Origin of the sequence: Mesorhizobium sp. YM1C-6-2 (assembly GCF_003666685.1) — a bacterium.
GTDB lineage: Bacteria > Pseudomonadota > Alphaproteobacteria > Rhizobiales > Rhizobiaceae > Mesorhizobium_K.
Genome location: NZ_RCIZ01000001.1, coordinates 972563 through 988474 on the forward strand (window position 1 = coordinate 972563; position 15912 = coordinate 988474).

The following is a 15912-nucleotide window of genomic DNA, read 5'->3' on the forward strand; positions in this document are numbered from 1 at the left end:
GGGACACTCCTCCCCAACGAGGAGCTTTCTATCTGGAAGGATAGCCACGATGACGACTACCAAGCCCGGACTCCGTCCGGCGAACCCCAATTTTTCTTCAGGACCCTGCGCTAAACGTCCCGGCTGGTCGCCGGAGGCGCTGAAGAATGCGCCCCTCGGGCGTTCCCACCGTGCAAAGATCGGCAAGGCCAAGCTCGAGCAGGCGATCGACCTCACCCGTGAGGTGCTCCAGGTCCCCGCTGACCATCGCATCGGCATAGTCCCGGCCTCCGACACCGGCGCGGTCGAGATGGCAATGTGGTCGCTACTCGGCGAGCGCGGCGTCGACATGGTGGCCTGGGAAAGTTTCGGCGAGGGCTGGGTCACTGATGTGGTGAAGCAGCTGAAGCTAGCCGACGTGCGGACGATCAAGGCGCCCTACGGCGAGCTGCCTGACCTTGCTTCGATCGATTTCGACCGCGACGTCGTGTTCACCTGGAACGGCACGACCTCGGGCGTGCGTGTGCCCAACGGCGATTTCATCCCCGCCGATCGCAAGGGCCTGACGATCTGCGACGCCACTTCGGCGGCCTTCGCCCAGAAACTCGATTTCCAGAAGCTCGATGTCGTCACCTTCTCCTGGCAGAAGGCGCTTGGCGGCGAGGGCGCTCACGGCATGCTGATCCTCAGCCCCCGAGCGGTCGCCCGCCTGGAAAGCTACAAGCCCGCCTGGCCGCTGCCGAAGATCTTCCGCATGACGTCGAACGGCAAGCTGATCGAGGGCATATTCAAGGGTGAGACGATCAACACGCCTTCGATGCTCTGCGTCGAGGACTACATCGACGCGCTCAACTGGGCGAAGTCGATCGGCGGACTGGAACAACTCGTCTCGCGCGCCGACTCCAACACCAGGGTGATTTCGGATTGGGTGGCGAAGACACCCGCCGTCGACTTCCTGGCGACTGTCGAAAACACGCGGTCCAACACTTCCGTTTGCCTGCGCTTCGCCGATCCCGCGGTCGCCAATCTCGACGATGCCGGCCAGCAGGCTTTCGTGAAAGGCTTCGTCGCGCTGCTCGAGGCCGAGAAGGTCGCTTTCGATATCGCCGGCTATCGCGATGCGCCGCCCGGCCTGCGCATCTGGTGCGGTGCGACCGTCGAAACCTCCGACGTCGCGGCGCTGATGCCTTGGCTCGACTGGGCCTACGCGACGCAGAAGGCCGCGCTCAAAGCCGCGGCCTGACCCTCAATCATCATTTTTATCGGGCTGCTTCGGTGGCCAATGCAAGGACAAGACCATGCCTCGCGTACTCGTTTCCGACAAGCTTTCGCCGACGGCCGTCCAGATATTCAAGGATCGCGGCGTCGAGGTCGACTATCTTCCCGATGTCGGTCCCGACAAGGAGAAGATGCTCGAAATAATCGGCCAGTATGACGGCCTCGCCATTCGTTCCGCCACCAAGGTGACCGAGAAGCTGATCGCTGCGGCGACCAACCTCAAGGTGATTGGCCGCGCCGGCATCGGCGTCGACAATGTCGACATTCCGGCGGCGTCGCGGAAGGGCATCATCGTGATGAACACGCCCTTTGGCAACTCGATCACCACCGCCGAGCATGCCGTCGCCATGATGTTCGCACTGGCGCGCCAACTGCCGGAGGCGAACGCCTCGACCAAGGCCGGCAAGTGGGAGAAGAACCGCTTCATGGGCGTCGAGATCACCGGCAAGACGCTCGGCGTGATCGGTTGCGGCAATATCGGCTCGATCGTCGCCACGCGTGGCGTGGGCCTCAAGATGCATGTCGTTGCCTTCGACCCCTTCCTTTCGGAAGCCCGCGCTTCCGAGCTTGGCGTCGAGAAAGTCGAACTGGACCAGCTTCTGGCCCGCGCGGACTTCATCACGCTGCACACGCCGCTGACCGACAAGACGAGGAACATCATCAACGCCGACTCGATCGCGAAGATGAAGAAGGGCGTCTACATCATCAACTGCGCGCGCGGCGAACTGATCGTCGAGGCCGATCTCGTCGCTGCCCTGAAAAGCGGCAAGGTCGCGGGCGCCGCGATCGACGTGTTTCCGGTGGAGCCAGCGAAATCCAGCCCCTATTTCGAGCTGGAGAATGTTGTGGCGACACCGCATCTCGGTGCCGCGACGACCGAGGCACAGGAGAATGTCGCTCTCCAGGTCGCCGAACAGATGTCGGACTACCTCATCAAAGGCGCGGTCTCCAACGCCATCAACATGCCCTCGATCACCGCCGAGGAAGCGCCGCGGCTAAAACCCTTCGTCAAGCTGGCCGAGGTGCTGGGATCGTTCGTCGGGCAAGTGACAGAAGACCCGATCAAGGAAGTGGAGATCATCTTCGACGGCGCCACCGCGCAGATGAACACGCGCGCCCTGATCAGCGCCGCGCTCGCCGGGCTGATCCGGCCGCAGGTCGCCGACGTCAACATGGTGTCGGCGCCGATCATGGCCAAAGAGCGAGGCATCATGCTGTCGGAGGTCAAGCGCGACAAGTCGGGCGTGTTCGACGGCTACATCATGCTGAAGGTGACGACCGAGCACATCACGCGCACGATCGCAGGCACCTGCTTTTCCGACGGCAAGCCGCGTTTCATCCAGATCAAGGGAATCAACCTCGACGCCGAGGTTGGCCAGCACATGCTCTACACGACCAACGCGGATGCGCCGGGCATTATCGGCCTGCTCGGCACGCTCTGCGGCGAGAACGGCGTCAACATCGCCAACTTCCAGCTCGGCCGCAACCGCCCCGGCGGCGACGCCATCGCGCTGCTCTACCTCGACGCTCCCTTCCCGGAGAATGTGCTTGCCCAGGTGCGGGCGCATGAAGCGATCGATTCCGCCAAGCGGCTGCAGTTCGACGTGGGAGTAATGTGAGGTCGACCGACAGAATTCTGCGCATCCCTTGACCCGGCGGGACAACCTTGCTTTCAGGGTAGTCGAACAGCAAGTCGAGGGATGAACAGACGATGTCGAATAGCGAGATTCAGCTGCCGGCCGATGGAGTTTTTCTGGGTCGCGCGATGGCCGAAGGCTGGGCGCATCCGGCGATCGTCACCGTGCGCGACGGGATGGTTCTCGATATCACGTCCGGATCAGCGCCGACCTCGCGGGACGTTTGCGAGCAAGCCGACCCGGCCGGCTACGTGGCGAGCGCCGAGGGAAGGCCGATTGGAACGCTCTCCGATATCGCTGCGAACAGCTTTGCGGATAAGCATGATCGGACGCGGCCCTACCTTCTTTCGCCGGTCGACCTCCAGGCCGTGAAGGCCGCCGGCGTCACCTTCGTCGTATCGCTTCTGGAACGCGTCATCGAGGAGCAGGCGCGCGGCTCGGCCGCAAAGGCCGACGCCATCCGGGCGGATATTGCGGCATTAATCGGCCACGACCTTTCCAAGCTGAAGCCGGGCTCGGACGAGGCGGCTGGCGTCAAGGCGAAATTGATCGAGCGGGGCGTCTGGTCGCAATATCTCGAAGTCGGCATCGGCCCGGACGCAGAAGTCTTCACCAAATGCCAGCCCATGGCATCGGTCGGCTTTGGTGCCGATGTCGGGCTGCACCCGATCTCGACCTGGAACAATCCGGAACCGGAAGTCGCGGTTATCGCGTCGAGCGAGGGCCGCATCGTCGGCGCCACGCTCGGCAACGACGTCAACCTGCGCGACGTCGAGGGCCGCTCGGCGCTGCTGCTCGGCAAGGCGAAGGACAACAACGCATCTGCGTCGCTCGGTCCGTTCATTCGCCTGTTCGACAAAGACTTCACGCTCGCCGACGTGAAATCGGCGGTGGTAGGGTTGAAGGTCGAGGGCGAGGACGGCTTCGTTCTCGACGGACAGAGTTCGATGGCGGAGATCAGCAGGTCGCCCGAAGAGCTGGTCGCATCGGCCATAGGTCCGCATCATCAGTATCCGGACGGACTTGCCCTCTATCTCGGCACCATGTTCGCGCCGGTCAAGGATCGTGGGGAGGCGGGCAAGGGGTTCACGCACAATGTCGGCGACATGGTCACCATCTCGTCGGAGAAGCTCGGTGCGCTGGTCAACCGCGTTCGATTGTCGCCGGACTGTGCGCCTTGGACCTACGGCACCAGCCACCTTATGCGGGATCTCGCCAAGGCCAGGCTGATCTAGTTCAGGCTTGGCGGGCCGCGGCTTTGCGTCCGCTCGTCTCGGCGAGCCATATGCCGCCGAGCACCAGCGCTAGCGCGATGGCGTGATAGGTATGGAACGCCTCGCTAACCACCACGACCGAAAGCAATGTCCCGAAGACCGGCACGAGGTTGACGAAGAGGCCGGCGCGGTTCGCGCCGATCAGTTCGACTGCCCGCACGTAGAAGATCTGAGCCAGGATCGACGGGAAGATCACGGTGTAGAGGATGACAGCCCATCCCATCGTGTCCGGCATGATGCTGGCGCCGGCCTGCGCCTCAACCAGTGCGAAGGGAACGGATGCGACGAAGGCTCCCGCCGTCAGCGCGATCATCAGGCTCTGCCAGTGGATGTCCGGCTTGAAGCGTAGCGCTATCGTGTAGCCGGCATAGCCGATGACCGCGCCGATCATCAGCATGTCGCCCACGTTGACATCGAGCGCGAGAAGCCTGGCCGGGTTGCCATGGCTGGCGGTGAGGGCCACGCCGACCAGCGACACGAGAAAGCCGGTGATCTGCGCCCAGCTGGCGTGAAGCCGGAAGAGCAGGAAGTTGCCGATGAAGATCAGCATCGGGATACCCGCTTGCTCGATGCTGACATTGATCGCCGAGGTGTAGACCACTGCGGAATAGAGCGCGATGTTGAAGACCGAGAAGCCGACCGCGCCGAGCGCCATGAGATAGACCGCATGCTGCCGCACCTTCGGCCAGTCGGCCACGAGCCTCGGCCAGCCGATAATGCAAAGGACAAGGAGCGCGATGCCCCAGCGCCCGGCAGTCAGCAGCATCGGTGAGACATGGCCGATGGCGAGCTTGCCGGCGACGGCGTTGCCGCCCCAGAAAAACGTGGTCAGAAGCAGGAGAACGTAGGCGGTCTTGTGCATGTCCGTCCCGATCGGCGGGTCTCCGGACCTAATCTGCGGGACCGACCAAGTAAAGCACGTGCAAACCGCGACTTATTGTGTCTGCCGGTTTTGAGCGCAAAGAAATGTCGCGTTCGAAAGGCCTTGTCGCTATAGAGGCCTGTCGTTTGCGTGGGCGGCACGCAGGCTTGGAAGATCGAAGGGAAGAATTATGGCCAATGTGGTGGTCGTCGGCTCGCAGTGGGGCGACGAAGGCAAGGGCAAGATCGTCGACTGGCTGTCTGAGCGTGCCGATGTCGTGGTGCGCTTTCAAGGCGGCCACAACGCGGGCCATACGCTTGTCATCGACGGCAAGGTCTACAAACTCTCGCTTCTGCCGTCGGGCGTGGTGCGGGAAAGCAAGCTGTCGATCATCGGCAACGGCGTCGTCTTCGATCCTCATGCCTTTGTCGCCGAACTCGAAAAACTCCGCGGCCAGGGCGTGGAAGTGACGCCGGATCGCCTGAAAATAGCCGAAAACACCGCGCTTATCCTGTCCCTGCACGGGGAACTGGACCGGATGCGTGAGGCGAACGCCGCCAAGGGTACCAAGATCGGAACGACCGGACGTGGCATCGGGCCTGCCTATGAGGACAGGGTCGGGCGCCGGGCGATTCGCGTCATGGACCTTGCCGACCCCGATACGCTTCCGGCGAAGATCGACCGCCTGCTCGCCCACCACAATCCGCTACGACGCGGCCTGGGCGAAAGCGAACTGGATCCGAAGGCGGTGCTCGAGGAATTGACTTCCGTTGCAGACAAGGTGCTGCCCTATATGGACCGCGTCTGGAAGGTGCTCGACGATCGCCGCCGCGCCGGCGAGCGCATCCTGTTCGAGGGTGCGCAAGGGACGCTGCTCGACATCGACCACGGCACCTATCCGTTCGTCACGTCGTCGAATACGGTGGCAGGGCAGGCTGCTGCGGGTTCGGGCGTCGGTCCGGGCGCGATCGACTATGTGCTGGGCATCACCAAGGCCTATACCACGCGTGTCGGCGAGGGACCGTTCCCGACGGAGCAGCAGAACGAGATCGGCGAGTTCCTCGGCACCCGCGGACATGAATTCGGTGTCGTGACGGGCCGCAAGCGCCGTTGCGGCTGGTTCGATGCGGTGCTGGTGCGTCAGGCCGTGGCCGTCAACGGCATCAAGGGCATTGCTCTGACCAAGCTCGACGTGCTCGACGGACTTGACGAGATCAAGGTCTGCGTAGGCTATCTGCTCGACGGCGAGGTGATTGATTACCTGCCCGCTAGCCAGGGTGCACAGGCGCGGGTGGAGCCGGTCTACGAGACACTGGAAGGCTGGAAAGGCACTACCGCCGGTGCGCGCAGCTGGAATGATCTGCCGGCGCAGGCGGTGAAATATGTGCGCTATATCGAGGAATTGATCGGGGCACCGGTCGCCCTCCTCTCCACGAGCCCGGAGCGGGACGACACGATACTTGTGACCGACCCGTTTCAAGATTAGTTAATGGGCTTCCCGGTATAATGCGTTCAAGGACTTAACGCTCGCCGGGAACCGGCTTATAGGTCGATTAGTATGGCAGATTTCGTAGCGGTTCTGAAAAAGACGCTCGACGGGATGGGCGAAACCACTCCGGCGATACGCGAGCGCGTTTACGAGAAGGCGCGTGCGACGGTAGCCGCGAAGCTGGCCGCCATCAATCCGCCGCCGCCGCCAAGCGTCGCCGACCGCCAGCGGCGTGCTCTCGAGGACGCTATCGCCTCGGTCGAGAAGGGGTATGCCGCGAATTCGGATCCGCTGTCCGAACTCGAGGATGTTTTCGCGTCTCTGAAGAACCCGCAGCCTAAGGCACTGGAGCAACCAGCGGCAAAAACCGGAGCCTGGCCGAAGGCCACGCCCGCGCCGGCCGCTCCTCGTCCTGCCGCCCCGGCCGCGTCCCGGGCTGCCGAACCGGCACCCAGGAGGGCACCGGCCCCGCCTCCTCCTCCCACACCCGCACGCCAGCAGGCTCCGGTCGCTGCGGCCGCGGAACCTGTCGATCTTGGTGCGGACGACGCGCCTGAGGAATTCACCCGGCATCGGCCGGACGCAGTGCGCAAACGCAACTACGGACCGCTGCTGGTCGCTGCGGTGATGCTCGCAGTCGTTGCCGGCGGCGGCTATGGCATATGGCTTAATCGCGACGCCTTTGGCGCCATGATCGGCCTCGGCGGTGATGCCGAAACGGTAGTGACCACGCCTTTGGTGACGGAGCCGGCGGAGGCGACGCCTGCGGCGGAAGCGCCGGCTGGGACGACCAGCGAAACCCCCAAATTCACCCAGCGCCTAACGCCCGAAGGCACCGAGACGGATCCCGGCCCCGCCAACGGCGAAGCGACCATTGGCGAAGGTACGTCGGTGGCTACGCTGACCCAGCCGCCGGGTGCGACGCCGCCGATCGGGGCGCAGCCTGGCCAGACGCCTGGCGAAGAGGCTATTCCCGGGGCTTCGGACGAAGCGGCTGCAGGTGCTGCGCCCGATTCGGGGCTCGCCGTCGGCCAGAAAGCGATCTTCTACGAGGAGCGCACCAGCGCGTCGGAAGGCTCTGCCGAGCCCGGCTCGATCGTCTGGTCGCTGGTGCAGGAATCGCCCGGCAACAATCTGCCGCCCGAACCGGCGATCCGCGCCGAAGCGACCATTCCCGGCAAGGACGTGCAATTGCGCATGACGATCAAGCGCAATGCCGATCAGTCGCTGCCGGCCAGCCACATCATCGAGATGATCTTCCTGACGCCCGAGGGCTTCCCCGGCGGCGGCATCGAGAACATCCTGCGAGTCGCCATGAAGGGGTCCGAGCAGGAGGCGGGCAACCCGCTGATCGGCATCCCCGCCAAGATCGCCGACGGCTTCTTCCTGGTGGCGCTGAATGACAGCAAGGCTGAAAGCCAGGCCAATCTGACGCTGCTGCGTCGCCAAAGCTGGATCGACATTCCGGTGGTCTATAAATCCGGCCGCCGCGCGCTCTTCACGATGGAAAAGGGCATCCCTGGGGACAAGGTGTTCGACGAAGCCTTGAAGGCCTGGGCCGCCGCGAGCGCAGGTTCGGAAGCCGCACCGGCCGATCAACCAGGTTGATCGGCCCCTTGGTAGCTAGCCCTCCAGCTCTTCCCTGAGCATTTCGAGTTCCAGCCATTCCTCTTCCATCGCCGCCAGCGACTGCCGTTCCTGGTCGAGTGCGGCGATGGTCTTGGCGAAAGATGCCGGATTCTTTTCGTAGAAGTTCGGATCGGCGAGCTGGTTCTCAAGCGTCTGTATGGAGGCGGACACGGCGGCCATCTTGTTAGGCAGCGTTTCCAGGGCGAATTTCTGCTTGTAGGACAGTTTTTTCGCAGGCGCTTTTGGCTGGGCGGAGGCTTCGGGCGTGGCCTTGGACGAGGTCTCCTGTTGGCCGCCGCGCGCCTTCCGGTCCTCCAACCTTGTTCCGCCGCGTTGCGCTAGCATGTCCGAATAGCCGCCGGCATATTCCACCCAGCGGCCGCCGCCATCCGGCGCGATGATGCTGGTCACCGTGCGGTCGAGGAAGTCGCGGTCGTGGCTGACGAGGAGCACCGTGCCAGCGAATCCCGCCACGAGTTCCTGCAGCAGTTCCAACGTTTCCATGTCGAGGTCGTTGGTAGGCTCGTCGAGCACCAACAGATTGGCCGGCCGCGACAGCACGCGTGCTAGGATCAGGCGCGCTCTTTCGCCGCCGGACAATTCACGGACCGGCGTCCGCGCATTCTCCGCCTTGAACAGGAAATCCTTCATGTAGGAGACGACGTGACGCTCCTCGCCGTTCACGACGACGGTCTCGCCGCGCCCGTCGGTCAGGAAATGCGCCAGCGTCTCGTTGGGATCGACGGCCGCGCGCTTCTGGTCGAGGGTAGCGATCTCGAGATTGACGCCAAGTCGCACCGTGCCGGAGTCCGGCTCGATCTCTCCGGTCAGCATCTTCAGGAGCGTTGTCTTTCCGGCGCCGTTCGGCCCGACAAGGCCGATCCGGTCGCCCCGCTGGATACGCGTAGAAAAGTCCTTCACGACAGTGAGATCGCCAAAGCTCTTGGAGATGGACTTCGCCTCGATCACCAGCTTGCCGGATTCGGCTGCGTCGCTCGCCGTCATCGTGGCTACGCCCTCAGCGCCACGATGCCCGCGGAACTTCTTGCGCATCGCCTGCAATTCGCCGAGCCGGCGCATGTTGCGCTTGCGCCGCGCGGTGACGCCATAGCGCAGCCAATGCTCCTCGCGCACGATCTGGCGACCGAGCTTGTGCTGCTCGCGCTCCTCCTCCTCGAGGATCGTGTCCCGCCATTCCTCGAAATGCGCAAAGCCCTTGTCCAGACGCCGGGTCTGGCCGCGGTCGAGCCAGACGGTCGCCTTGCTGACCCGCTCCAGGAAACGGCGGTCGTGGGAGATCACGACGAGGGCGGACGACGAGCGTGCAAGTTCGTCCTCCAGCCATTCGATCACCGACAGATCAAGGTGGTTCGTCGGCTCGTCGAGCAGCAATATGTCCGGTTTCGGCGCCATGACCCGGGCAAGGGCGGCCCGGCGCGCCTCGCCGCCGGACAGCTCGTCCGGCTTCTCGTCGCCGCTCAGGCCGAGATGTTCAAGCAGATAGGTCGCGCGGTGCGGGTCGTCGGCGGGACCGAGCCCGGCCTCGACGTAGGCGCGGGTGGTTGCAAAGCCTTCCATGTCAGGCATTTGCGGCAGGTAGCGCACCGTGGCGGAGGGATGGCGGAAGACCTTTCCGTCCTGCGGTTCGATCAGGCCGGCGGCGATCTTGAGCAGCGTCGACTTGCCCGAGCCATTGCGGCCGACCAGGGCGATGCGGTCGCCCGTCGAAACCGATAGTTCTGCGCCTTCGAGCAGCGGCGTGCCGCCGAAGGTCAGCGTGATGCCGTCCAGCGTCAGGAGTGGAGGAGCCATTCGTCTGTCTAGAGGCCCTCGGCTGGATAGGGGTGGGCAAGCAGCAGGGCGCGGCCGACCGCAAGCGAGATGCGCAGGTCGCCGCGCACTTCGTTGGACAAAGTGAGGGAAGTCCCGAATGGAACCTCGACGCTGTCGAGGGGCCATTTCGCGCCCATCACGGATACGCCCGACAGATGCGAGAAGCCAAGGATGCTGAACAGCGTCCCGTCGTCGAAGTCGAAATCGCGCGAGCCGGGCAGGAGCGGGTGCGCTTCCTGCTCGCCGCTGGTGATGATGACCGGTAGGCCCTCCTTGGCTCGGCGGATCGCCAGCGCGACATGCAGGAAGGCGTGGTCGGCCCGCGCTCCGCCGAAGGCGCCGGCCAGCACAAGAGACGTGGCGCCGCGGGCCAGCGCCTCGGCGACCGCGAGTTCACCGTCGGTGCTGTCCTTGTCCTGCGGGAAGCGGTTTTGCGGGATGGCCGGATATTCGGCGACCAGCTCATCGGAAACGGAATCGAAGTCGCCCACCCAGATCTCCGGCGTCACGCCAAGCGACTTGGCATGCTTTATGCCCGCATCAGCGGCAATCACGCGTGCGCCCGCAACCTGCGCCTCAAGGCGCGGCGTGCAGACCAGCTTGCCGCCGAGAAGGATGAGGAATCTGCTCATGGCGGCCCCTTACCACGCGGAATATCGGAAGTGGAAGGCGCAAAGCCGTGCTGGAACAACAAAAGCTTGCCTGCGCAGGGCTTGGGCACTATCTGTCATCTCGCTCTAACGGGGTGCCGGCTTGTTCCGGCTGAGAGGCTGACGCCAACCCGCTGAACCTGATCCGGTTTGTACCGGCGGAGGGATTAGACGCTTCGGAAGTACCCGGCGCCTGGTTTCCCTTCAACACGAACGAAGGAGGCGCCGATGCGCACGAAATTTTTGCCCCTGATCGTCCTTGCTCTCGCCGGGTTGCCTTTTCCCGCGGCTGCTCAGGACAAACTCAGGGTCTACACCTATGACAGCTTCACCGCCGAATGGGGGCCAGGCCCCCAGGTTGAAAAGGCTTTCGAGGCTGAATGCGGTTGCGATCTCCAGTTCGTGGCCGTCGCCGACGGCGTCGCGCTGCTTAACCGGCTGAAACTGGAAGGCGCCTCGACGAAGGCCGACATCGTGCTCGGCCTCGACACCAATCTGACGGCGGAGGCGAAGGCGACAGGCCTGTTCGTGCCGGCCGGCATTGACACCAGCGCGGTCAAGGTTCCGGGCGGCTGGAGCGACGACGTCTTCGTGCCCTACGACTACGCCCATTTCGCCGTCATCTACGATTCCGAGAAGCTGGCGAACCCGCCGAAGAGCTTGCATGAGCTTGTCGAGGGCGATCCGGACCAGAAAATCGTGCTTCAGGACCCGCGCACCTCGACCCCCGGCCTGGGCATGGTTCTGTGGGTGAAGGCGGTCTACGGCGACAAGGCTCCCGAGGCCTGGGCGAAGCTCAAGGGCCGTGTTCTGACCGTGACGCCCGGCTGGAGCGAGGCCTATGGGCTCTTCACCAAGGGCGAGGCGCCGATGGTGCTTTCCTATACGAGCTCGCCAGCCTATCACATGGTCGCGGAGAACACGGAAAGGTACAAAGCCGCTGCCTTCGAGGAGGGCCACTATCTCCAGATCGAGGTGGCCGGCATCACCACGACTGGCGCGAAAAACCCGCTTGCGGCGAAATTCATCGCCTTCATGACCGGACCCGGCTTCCAGGACGTCATTCCGGAGACAAACTGGATGTTCCCGGCCGGCAAGACCGACAAGCCGCTCAATCCTGCCTTCGGAAAGCTTGTCGAGCCTGAAAAGACACTGCTCTTTTCGGCGGAAGAGGTGGCGGCGAACCGCAAGGCCTGGGTCGACGAATGGCTCGCGGCGATGAGCAGGTGACAAGCCGCGCATTTCACGCTCCCCAAAAGGGCGCGGGCGGGCGTCACGCCGATTGGCGCGTCCTCGCCGGTATTCTCGCCCTTGCCGCGATAGCGCTGCTGATCTGCGGAGCCTTTGCCGGCCTGCTCATCGAAGGCTTCCGCGATCTTTCCGGCGCTGTCGACGCGTTCGACGCCTATCTCGGCAGGATCGTCCGCTTCACGCTCTGGCAGGCGGTCCTGTCGACGGCGCTTTCCGTGATTCCGGCGATCTTTGTCGCGCGCGCCCTGTCGCGCCACCCGGCCTTTCCCGGTCGGGCGATTATCCTGCGCCTGTTCGCGCTGCCGCTGGCGTTGCCGGCAATCGTCGCTGCGCTTGGCATACTGGCGCTGCTCGGGCGAGCCGGCTATCTCGCCGCGCCTCTATCGGCGCTGTCGGGCGGAACCTGGCCCGGCATATACGGCCTCTCCGGCGTATTGGTCGCGCATGTGTTCTTCAACCTCCCGCTTGCGACGAGGCTTTTTCTCGAAGCCCTCGATACGCTCCCGGCCGACCAATGGCGGCTGGCGAGCCAGCTCGGCATGGGGCCGGCCGCATCCTTCCGGCTGATCGAATGGCCGGCCATGCGAACGGCCTTCCCGGGAATCGCTGGGCTGGTCTTCATGCTCTGCATCACCTCCTTCACCATCGTGCTGACGCTCGGCGGCGGGCCGGCAGCGACCACGCTGGAGGTCGCCATCTACCAGGCGCTGCGCTTCGATTTCGACCCAGCGCGGGCGGTGACATTCACCCTGCTGCAGATCGTGCTGACAGTCATCGTTGTGCTCGCGCTGACCCGCCTCGGCGCCAATGCCGCAATCGACGCCAGCCTGCCCGTGGCCCAGCGCAAATTCGTCATGATCCGTCCGGCGGAGGCTCTCTTCAACGCCGCGCTCATCGTCGTGGCGCTTGTCTTCGTCGCCGGGCCGATCGCAGCCACTGTCGCTGCGGGGCTGGCAGCCGATCTGCTGCGCCTGGCCGGCGATCCGGCGGTCCAGCAGGCGACGGCGACGAGCATCGTCCTGGCCGTCATTTCCGCAATTCTCTCGGTCGCGATCGCGCTGTCCCTGGCGGCGGCGAGGCAGGGTCTGGCGCGGCGGCGCGGACCTCGCGCAGGCTTTCTCGAAAGCCTGGCGGGCACCGGCGCCGGCTTCGTTCTCGTGGTACCGCCGATCGTCATCGGCGCCGGCTGGTTCGTGCTGCTCCGGCACACCGATTTCCTCTTTGCCGCGGCGCCTGTCATGGTGGCGACCGTCAACGCTGTCATGGCCATGCCCTTCGCGATCCGCGCCATCCGCCCGGCCTACGACGCAGCGGGCGAGCGCAACGACCGCCTCTGCGCGCAACTGGGCATAGCCGGCTGGAATCGGGTTCGGTTGATCGACTGGCCGGTGCTGCGCCGGCCGATTGCCACCGGCTTCGCCTTCGCCATGGCACTGTCGTTGGGGGATCTCGGCGTCATTGCGCTGTTCGGCAGCGATTCCGTGCAGACCCTGCCCTATCTCCTCCTGGCGCGCCTGGGTTCGTACCGCACCGACGATGCGGCGGGTTTGGCGCTGCTGCTCGGCCTGCTCTGTCTGGTACTGGTGTTCCTCGCCGACCGTTTGGGAAAGGAGAAACCGGCTTGAACGGGGGACGACAGAACGGCACGCCGGTCCGCCTTGACAAGGTGAGCTTCAGCTATGGCGAGGCGGCCATGCGTTTCGATGTCGAGTTCAGGGCCGCGGCGATCACCGCGGTGATGGGCCCCAGCGGCTCGGGGAAGTCGACACTGCTCAACCTTGTCGCCGGCTTCGAGACGCCGGATACCGGCCGGGTGATCATCGGCGGAGAAGATGTCACCGGCCAGCGGCCGGCAGCCCGGCCGGTTTCGATGATGTTCCAGGAGAACAATCTCTTCGCCCATCTCGACGTCGGCGCCAATGTTGGGCTCGGCCGATCGCCTTCCCTGCGCCTCACGCCGGCCGACCGGACCGCCGTCGCCGAGGCGTTGGAACGCACTGGGCTTGCCGGCAAGGAACGCCGCCTGCCGCGTGAACTCTCCGGCGGCGAGCGTCAGCGTGTGGCGCTCGCGCGCATCCTGGTGCGTGATCGCCCGGTGCTATTGCTTGATGAACCTTTCGGTTCACTCGGCCCGGCGCTCCGCACCGATATGCTGGAGCTTCTGGCCGGCGTGCAGGCCGAGCGGCGCATGACTGTGCTTTTCGTGACGCATCAGCCGGAGGACGCGCGGCGGGTCGCAGACGACATGGTTTTTCTGGAGGATGGCCTGATTTCGGCTACCGGCGCGACCGAAGCCTTCTTCAGCGAGGGTGGTCCGGAAGCGTTCAGGCGCTATATCGGAACACAGATCACGGAATTTGCCCGGAAGCGGACATAATTTACGATCAAACCGCCACTTGGGGGCCATTATGTGGTAATGGCGGTCCAAGAGAGCAGATTGAGGTCGCCCGGAACTCCCAGGCCGGCGCGCCGCCAACCGGAAGGACATTGTGCCAGCGTTTCGCAAGATCAGCCGAGGAGGGGCCGATACGCGGCCGTCCCGTCCGCTGAGCCACACCGCGCGTCTCCTCGCGGCGGTAGGCTTGACGGCGCTGCTTGCCGGCTGCCAGGCGCTATCCAGCCTGTCGACCGGCGGTCAGGTCAAGGAATCGGCCTTCCGCCCGTCCGAAACTCCAGTCACCGTCGATTCCGTATCGCGCAACGATCGGCTTGCCGAACTGGCGCGCGCGCAGCACCCGCGCATTCTGGCCACCTATGGCGGCGAATACTCGGATCCCAAGCTGGAGCGGATGGTCGCCAAGGTCGTCGGCAACCTCACCACGGTCTCGGGCAATCCCGGCCAAGCCTACCGCATCACCATCCTGAACTCGCCCAATGTGAACGCTTTCGCGCTGCCGGGCGGCTATCTCTACGTCACCCGTGGCTTGTTGGCGCTGGCCAATGATTCGGCCGAGCTTGCAGCTGTCGTCGCCCACGAGATGGGGCATGTCACGGCCAATCACGGCCTGCAGCGCCAGCAGCGTGAGGCCGAGGAGGTGCTTGCCACCAAGGTGGTGACCGATGTTCTCGGCCAGACCCCGAGCGCCAACATGGCGCTGATCCGCGGCAAGCTCAGGCTTGCGCAATTCTCGCGCAACCAGGAACTGGAAGCGGACGCCATTGGCATCAGGGCGAGCGGGCAGGCAGGGTTCGATCCTTACGCGGCGGGCCGCTTCCTGCAATCGATGTCGGCCTATACCGATTTCCGCTCCGTCAGCGGCGCGACCGACGCCAGCCTCGATTTTCTCGCAAGCCACCCCAACGCGCCGCAGCGTATCGAACTCGCGCAACGCCATGCGCGTCAGTTCGGCCCGCCGGGGCAGGGCGCGCGCGATCGCGACTCCTTCCTTGCGGGCATAGACGGCTTGCTCTACGGCGACACGCCGGAAGAAGGCTATGTGCGCGGCAACACCTTCCTGCATCCGCGCCTGGGCCTGTCCTTCTCGGTGCCGCCAGGCTTCGTCATCGACAACAGCGCCGCTGCCGTGACCGCCACCGGTCCGGGTGAGCTTGCCGTCCGTTTCGACGGTGTCGCACTCAATCCCCGCACGCAGCTTGCGGACTATATCCGCTCGGGCTGGGTCGCCGGGCTAGACCCCTCCAGTGTCCGTAACGTTACGATCAACGGCAATGAGGCGGCGACCGCGCGTGCCGCTGCCGATGGCTGGAAGTTTGACATTACCGTGATCAGGGCCGGCGGTCAGGTCTACCGGCTGCTGACGGCCGCGCCCACCGCGAGTGACCAGCTCGACGCGACGGCGCAGACGGTCGGCGGCAGCTTCAAGCTGCTTTCGGCGCGCGAGAAAGCGAGCCTGAAGCCGCTGAGGATTCGAGTGGTGACGGTGAAGCCCGGCCAGACGGTCGGCTCGATCGCCGCCTCGATGGTCGGCGTCGACCGCAAGCTGGAACTCTTCCGGGTCCTGAATGCGCTTGCTCCCGGCGCTACGGTCTCGGCCGGCGACAAGGTGAAGATAATCACCGACAGTTGATG

At 64.6% G+C, this 15912-nt stretch carries 12 protein-coding genes and 1 riboswitch; of the genes, 9 read left to right on the forward strand and 3 right to left on the reverse strand.

Annotated elements, in window-relative coordinates:
• Window positions 1-49: 49 nt before the first annotated feature.
• From D8676_RS04680 to D8676_RS04690, 3 genes are all read left to right on the forward strand, one after another.
• Window positions 50-1222 carry a phosphoserine transaminase gene (locus D8676_RS04680; RefSeq protein WP_121579631.1) on the forward strand — a complete coding sequence of 391 codons (1173 nt, stop codon included), beginning with the start codon at window positions 50-52 and terminating at the stop codon, window positions 1220-1222.
• A gap of 55 nt (window positions 1223-1277) precedes the next feature.
• Window positions 1278-2876, forward strand: a complete 1599-nt coding sequence (gene serA, locus D8676_RS04685) for a phosphoglycerate dehydrogenase (RefSeq protein WP_121579632.1) — start codon at window positions 1278-1280, stop codon at window positions 2874-2876.
• A 92-nt stretch (window positions 2877-2968) separates the two neighbouring features.
• A complete protein-coding gene (locus tag D8676_RS04690) occupies window positions 2969-4129 on the forward strand; it encodes a fumarylacetoacetate hydrolase family protein (protein WP_121579633.1) in 1161 nt (386 codons plus the stop codon).
• Window position 4130: 1 nt separating this feature from the next.
• On the opposite strand, the gene D8676_RS04695 is transcribed toward D8676_RS04690, so the two are convergent.
• Entirely contained in the window at window positions 4131-5030 is a 900-nt protein-coding gene (locus tag D8676_RS04695) for a DMT family transporter (RefSeq protein WP_121579634.1), read from the reverse strand.
• A gap of 190 nt (window positions 5031-5220) precedes the next feature.
• On the opposite strand from D8676_RS04695, the gene D8676_RS04700 reads away from it, so the two are divergent.
• A complete protein-coding gene (locus D8676_RS04700; protein ID WP_121579635.1) occupies window positions 5221-6516 on the forward strand; it encodes an adenylosuccinate synthase in 1296 nt (431 codons plus the stop codon).
• Window positions 6517-6588: 72 nt separating this feature from the next.
• A complete protein-coding gene (locus D8676_RS04705) occupies window positions 6589-8127 on the forward strand; it encodes a hypothetical protein (protein WP_121579636.1) in 1539 nt (512 codons plus the stop codon).
• 15 nt (window positions 8128-8142) lie between these two features.
• Here D8676_RS04705 and D8676_RS04710 read toward each other — a convergent pair whose 3' ends face one another.
• Both D8676_RS04710 and D8676_RS04715 read right to left on the reverse strand, forming a co-directional pair.
• A complete protein-coding gene (locus D8676_RS04710; RefSeq protein WP_121579637.1) occupies window positions 8143-9960 on the reverse strand; it encodes an ABC-F family ATP-binding cassette domain-containing protein in 1818 nt (605 codons plus the stop codon).
• 8 nt (window positions 9961-9968) lie between these two features.
• The gene (locus tag D8676_RS04715; RefSeq protein ID WP_121579638.1) at window positions 9969-10613 is read right to left on the reverse strand and encodes a thiamine diphosphokinase; all 645 of its coding nucleotides are present in this window, start codon (window positions 10611-10613) and stop codon (window positions 9969-9971) included.
• 99 nt (window positions 10614-10712) lie between these two features.
• Window positions 10713-10815: riboswitch (TPP riboswitch) on the forward strand.
• 44 nt (window positions 10816-10859) lie between these two features.
• On the opposite strand from D8676_RS04715, the gene thiB reads away from it, so the two are divergent.
• The 4 genes from thiB (at window position 10860) to D8676_RS04735 (ending at window position 15910) form a co-directional block, all read left to right on the forward strand.
• The gene (gene thiB / locus D8676_RS04720) at window positions 10860-11861 is read left to right on the forward strand and encodes a thiamine ABC transporter substrate binding subunit (RefSeq protein ID WP_121579756.1); all 1002 of its coding nucleotides are present in this window, start codon (window positions 10860-10862) and stop codon (window positions 11859-11861) included.
• Window positions 11837-13507 (forward strand): thiamine/thiamine pyrophosphate ABC transporter permease, encoded by a 1671-nt coding sequence (gene thiP, locus D8676_RS04725; RefSeq protein ID WP_121579639.1) that lies wholly within the window; start codon window positions 11837-11839, stop codon window positions 13505-13507. The genes thiB and thiP overlap by 25 nt, the downstream gene beginning before the upstream one ends.
• Window positions 13508-13575: 68 nt before the next feature.
• Window positions 13576-14259 (forward strand): ATP-binding cassette domain-containing protein, encoded by a 684-nt coding sequence (locus D8676_RS04730; protein WP_121579757.1) that lies wholly within the window; start codon window positions 13576-13578, stop codon window positions 14257-14259.
• 214 nt (window positions 14260-14473) lie between these two features.
• A complete protein-coding gene (locus D8676_RS04735; RefSeq protein ID WP_245426592.1) occupies window positions 14474-15910 on the forward strand; it encodes a M48 family metalloprotease in 1437 nt (478 codons plus the stop codon).
• Window positions 15911-15912 lie beyond the last annotated feature (2 nt).

Coding starts and splice junctions, on each gene's coding strand:
- D8676_RS04710 (WP_121579637.1), bottom strand. CDS start 9,960: ATGGCTCCTCCACTCCTGACGCTGGACGGCATCACGCTGACCTTCGGC.
- D8676_RS04705 (WP_121579636.1), top strand. CDS start 6,589: ATGGCAGATTTCGTAGCGGTTCTGAAAAAGACGCTCGACGGGATGGGC.
- D8676_RS04700 (WP_121579635.1), top strand. CDS start 5,221: ATGGCCAATGTGGTGGTCGTCGGCTCGCAGTGGGGCGACGAAGGCAAG.
- D8676_RS04680 (WP_121579631.1), top strand. CDS start 50: ATGACGACTACCAAGCCCGGACTCCGTCCGGCGAACCCCAATTTTTCT.
- D8676_RS04690 (WP_121579633.1), top strand. CDS start 2,969: ATGTCGAATAGCGAGATTCAGCTGCCGGCCGATGGAGTTTTTCTGGGT.
- D8676_RS04730 (WP_121579757.1), top strand. CDS start 13,576: ATGCGTTTCGATGTCGAGTTCAGGGCCGCGGCGATCACCGCGGTGATG.
- thiP (WP_121579639.1), top strand. CDS start 11,837: ATGGCTCGCGGCGATGAGCAGGTGACAAGCCGCGCATTTCACGCTCCC.
- D8676_RS04695 (WP_121579634.1), bottom strand. CDS start 5,030: ATGCACAAGACCGCCTACGTTCTCCTGCTTCTGACCACGTTTTTCTGG.
- serA (WP_121579632.1), top strand. CDS start 1,278: ATGCCTCGCGTACTCGTTTCCGACAAGCTTTCGCCGACGGCCGTCCAG.
- thiB (WP_121579756.1), top strand. CDS start 10,860: ATGCGCACGAAATTTTTGCCCCTGATCGTCCTTGCTCTCGCCGGGTTG.
- D8676_RS04715 (WP_121579638.1), bottom strand. CDS start 10,613: ATGAGCAGATTCCTCATCCTTCTCGGCGGCAAGCTGGTCTGCACGCCG.